The following is a 3,671-nucleotide window of genomic DNA, read 5'->3' as shown; positions in this document are numbered from 1 at the left end:
TTGTCGTATATATGTTAAAAAAGCCGTTAAAATTCATTTTAGAGAATTTTAACGGCTTTTTCTTAGGGAATCTGAGTGCTTATGTCCCAGCCCCATTACTTTTTTGTTGGAAAATTTGTGATTTCTTCGCCACGATTTTGGATATTTTCTAGATATTGCTGTAATCTTTGGATATTTGGTGTAATATCCGCTTTGAATTCACCGATAGATGTTTTAATATCTCCACCAATTGATTTAGCAAATTCAGTGCCATCTTCTTTAATTGTTACCGCATGATTTTTAATTTGATGAATTTGAGATTTCATTGTATCAAGTTCATCTGAAATTTCAGCAGGTGTATTTTCTGAAAGGTTAAGTGTACGAGATGTTTCTTTTTGACGTTCCATTAATACAAGACTTACACCTGTTGCAATACCTGCTGCAAGACCTAGTGTGATTTTTGCCGCGTTCATAAAAATCCTCCTTAGATTAACGTATTATTTTTATACCCATTAATAGGGTGGGGTATTCAATCAATAATTAAATGTGTGCTGCAATTTGTTGTGCAATTTCAGCTTTTTTAGCGTCATCAATTTCAGCTTCGTGTGTTTCCCATTTATAATCAAAGCCATCGATGTCATTTTCATAACGTGGAATTAAATGGAAATGAATGTGGAATACGGATTGTGACGCATACGTACCATTATTTTGAATAATATTGAGCCCATCAGGATTAAAGGCAGCTTTAATAGCATTTGCAACAATAGGTAGCGCTTCTCCAATATGTTTCATTGTTTCAGCATCAGTTTCAAAAATATTAGCAGATGCTTTTTTAGGGATGAGTAATGTGTGACCTTTAGATACTTGAGAAATATCTAAAAACGCATAGACATATTCATTCTCGTAAACTTTGTAGCTTGGAATTTCTCCGGCGATGATTTTAGAAAAAATTGTTTCTGACATAATAGTCGCTCCCTCCGATCATTTGTTAATATTATAGCACGCGGTGTAACAAGTGTAACTAGATAACAGCTATCTCGTGAATAGCATTTATACGTTGCAATTTGGTACAATACTGTCTATGGAGGTGCAGATAGAATGACTGTACAAGTTGAGAATTTGACAGGTGGTTATGGGAAAAAGCCTGTTATTAAAAATGTTACTTTTGCACTCAATCCTGGTGAAATTGTTGGGTTGATTGGCTTAAATGGTGCTGGTAAAAGTACAACGATTAAACATATATTAGGGTTATTGACACCGAATGAAGGCAAAATGTCAATTTCTGGTATTGATATTAATGATGATATTCATGCGTATCGTAAACATTTATCTTATATTCCGGAATCACCGGTTATTTATGAGACATTAACATTGAAAGAACATATTTATATGACTGCGATGGCATATGGCATAGATCAAGACACTGCGATGAAGCGTGCGCAACCATTATTAGAAACATTCCGCTTAGAAGAACAACTAGAAGTATTTCCAAGTCATTTTTCTAAAGGGATGAAGCAAAAAGTGATGATTATTTGTGCATTTATTGTAGATCCTGATTTGTATATTATTGATGAACCGTTTTTAGGATTAGATCCACTTGGAATTCAAGCAATGTTAGACTTGATGGATGCTAAGAAACATGAAGGCCGTACAGTATTAATGAGTACACATATTTTGGCAACAGCTGAACGTTATTGTGATCGCTTTATTATTCTGGACCAAGGAGAAATTGTAGGTCTTGGTGATTTGGAAGCATTACGTAAACAATTTGATATGCCCAATGCAACATTAGACGATATTTATATTCGTGCAACACAAGGAGTCGTAAAATGATGACAGCGCGACAACTTTTCACTAATAGATATCGTGCCAAAAGTAAGGAAAAGCAATACTACAATAAATTTATTTTTAATGGCCATTTTACGGTCTTTTTAGTAATTTTAATTGGGGCTTTTATTCTTGGCTATGGCGAATGGTTGCGTAATATTCCACGAGGCATTGATTATTTTTTATTGATTTCAATCGTTCTAGCAGTAAGTGCTAACTTTCCATTAAAAACTTATTTAGAAGAAGCGGACAGCTTGTTTCTTTTGCCTTATGAAGCACAAATGAATACGTATATTCAACAAAGTATATGGATGAGCTATTTTACAAGGCTCCCGTTACAGGTTTTACTATTAGCGATTGCCTATCCATTAGTTCGTACAATAGCAGCAAACGAACAAATGGCTTTCGTTATTGTTGCTGTTTTTTCACTTATTTTTCCACTATTAGGGCTCTTAATAAAATGGCACTGGTTCGTATACGGATTAGAAAGTTGGTCCGTACATCTTGTCTTATTCGTCATTAACTTATCAGGCTATTATGTTATGTTGTCAACGCAAAGTTTGCATAGCTTTGGTAGCATAATCTCATTAGTAGTGCTCTATATCTTTTTACGAAAGTTAACAGAACAACATCGATTACCATGGGCATTTTTGATAAAACAAGCACGCCAACATCAAGTTAATTATTATAAATATGTCAGCATGTTCACTGATGTGAAGGGATTACAAGAAGGGGCGGTACGTAGACGTTACTTAGACTTTTTACTGGCAACACCTAAATCATTCAATGAAGAAGTTATGTATCCGTATTTATTTAAACGCAACTTCATACGTGGTAAAGACGCCTTTAACTTAACATTACGTTTAGTGTTGATAGCAGCATTACTAATGATTTGGTTAAGTCAACCATTCATAAGTTTAATTATTGGCTGTATGGCGATGTATATTTTAATCCTACAAATGTCACAATTCTACACACAAGAAGCATATGGTTTATGGCCACAAGTATGGCCGGCTTCTGAAGATTTGGTCATTCAAGGTTATCAAAAGTTTTTAAATGTGACAGCTATTGTAATTAGCACATTATTTAGTATCATCTATTTAGTGCTTAATTTAGCACATGGTTATTTGATTATCTTATTTTTTGCGGTTGGATTTATCACAATTCGTCGCACTATTAAAAAGTTAAAATACAAAGAAGCGTTATTGCGCGATTAATAAACAAAAACCTCTCTAAAAGTTAAAAACGGATAGAGAGGTTTTAATGTTATATATTATTTTATGCTTCTTCATCAGTCACTGCTGTTTCATCAACTGGATAGAAGTATTTTTCTAAATAAGATGTATGAACAGTAGACGCACCTGCTAAAGGTTTTGTTGCTTCTAATGATAGGTTTTCACGAAATGCTGATGATTTTTTATAATCTTCATAGTTGTTACGAGTATCGAATCCAAGTAATACTCTATAAACGTTTTGACTTGCAGATTTAAGCAAACGATAACTATGGAAACCTTCATAATCATTTAGTGCAGGAACATAATTTTCTAATTGTTTTTCAAGTTGATATTTATGATCTTCAGTCGTTGGAATGGTAATTAACGCTTGGAAATCTGAATCTTGAATTGTGCCTACACGTGTTAATGCACGGTATTCATTCGGCTGTTGAAAAATTGTATCCGATTGAGATTCTTCTAAAATAACCGATTGCCCTTCACCAGAAAAGATATGTAAGTCTCTGTCTGAATGTTTTTCTTGAATTTGTTTTAAAAATCCTAAAGTTCCATACGTAATATAAAAGTTCATCTATTAATGTCCTCCTGTTTAAAAGGTAGCAAAAGTTGCTATTCTATTAATATCATATACCT

5 protein-coding genes are annotated in these 3,671 nt (G+C 33.6%); 2 read left to right on the top strand and 3 right to left on the bottom strand.

Annotated features, from left to right (window positions below; translation table 11 throughout):
• Positions 1–95: 95 nt before the first annotated feature.
• Entirely contained in the window at positions 96–452 is a 357-nt protein-coding gene (locus CD122_RS10910; protein WP_103358976.1) for a YtxH domain-containing protein, read from the bottom strand.
• A gap of 67 nt (positions 453–519) precedes the next feature.
• Positions 520–942: an HIT family protein gene (locus CD122_RS10905; protein WP_103358975.1), complete on the bottom strand. Its 423-nt coding sequence runs from the start codon at positions 940–942 to the stop codon at positions 520–522.
• A 135-nt stretch (positions 943–1,077) separates the two neighbouring features.
• Between CD122_RS10905 and ecsA the strand changes: the two genes are divergently transcribed.
• Entirely contained in the window at positions 1,078–1,812 is a 735-nt protein-coding gene (gene ecsA / locus CD122_RS10900) for an ABC transporter ATP-binding protein EcsA (RefSeq protein ID WP_103358974.1), read from the top strand.
• Entirely contained in the window at positions 1,809–3,023 is a 1,215-nt protein-coding gene (gene ecsB, locus CD122_RS10895) for an ABC transporter permease EcsB (RefSeq protein ID WP_103358973.1), read from the top strand. The genes ecsA and ecsB overlap by 4 nt, the downstream gene beginning before the upstream one ends.
• 61 nt (positions 3,024–3,084) lie before the next feature.
• Here ecsB and CD122_RS10890 read toward each other — a convergent pair whose 3' ends face one another.
• Positions 3,085–3,609, bottom strand: coding sequence for an antibiotic biosynthesis monooxygenase family protein (locus CD122_RS10890; RefSeq protein ID WP_103358972.1), 525 nt, complete (start codon positions 3,607–3,609; stop codon positions 3,085–3,087).
• Positions 3,610–3,671 lie beyond the last annotated feature (62 nt).

Origin of the sequence: Staphylococcus rostri, assembly GCF_002902145.1 — a bacterium.
Taxonomy (GTDB): Bacteria; Bacillota; Bacilli; order Staphylococcales; family Staphylococcaceae; genus Staphylococcus; species Staphylococcus rostri.
The sequence above is the reverse complement of the archived record's forward strand: the minus strand, read 5'-3'. Positions and strand labels throughout refer to the sequence as shown.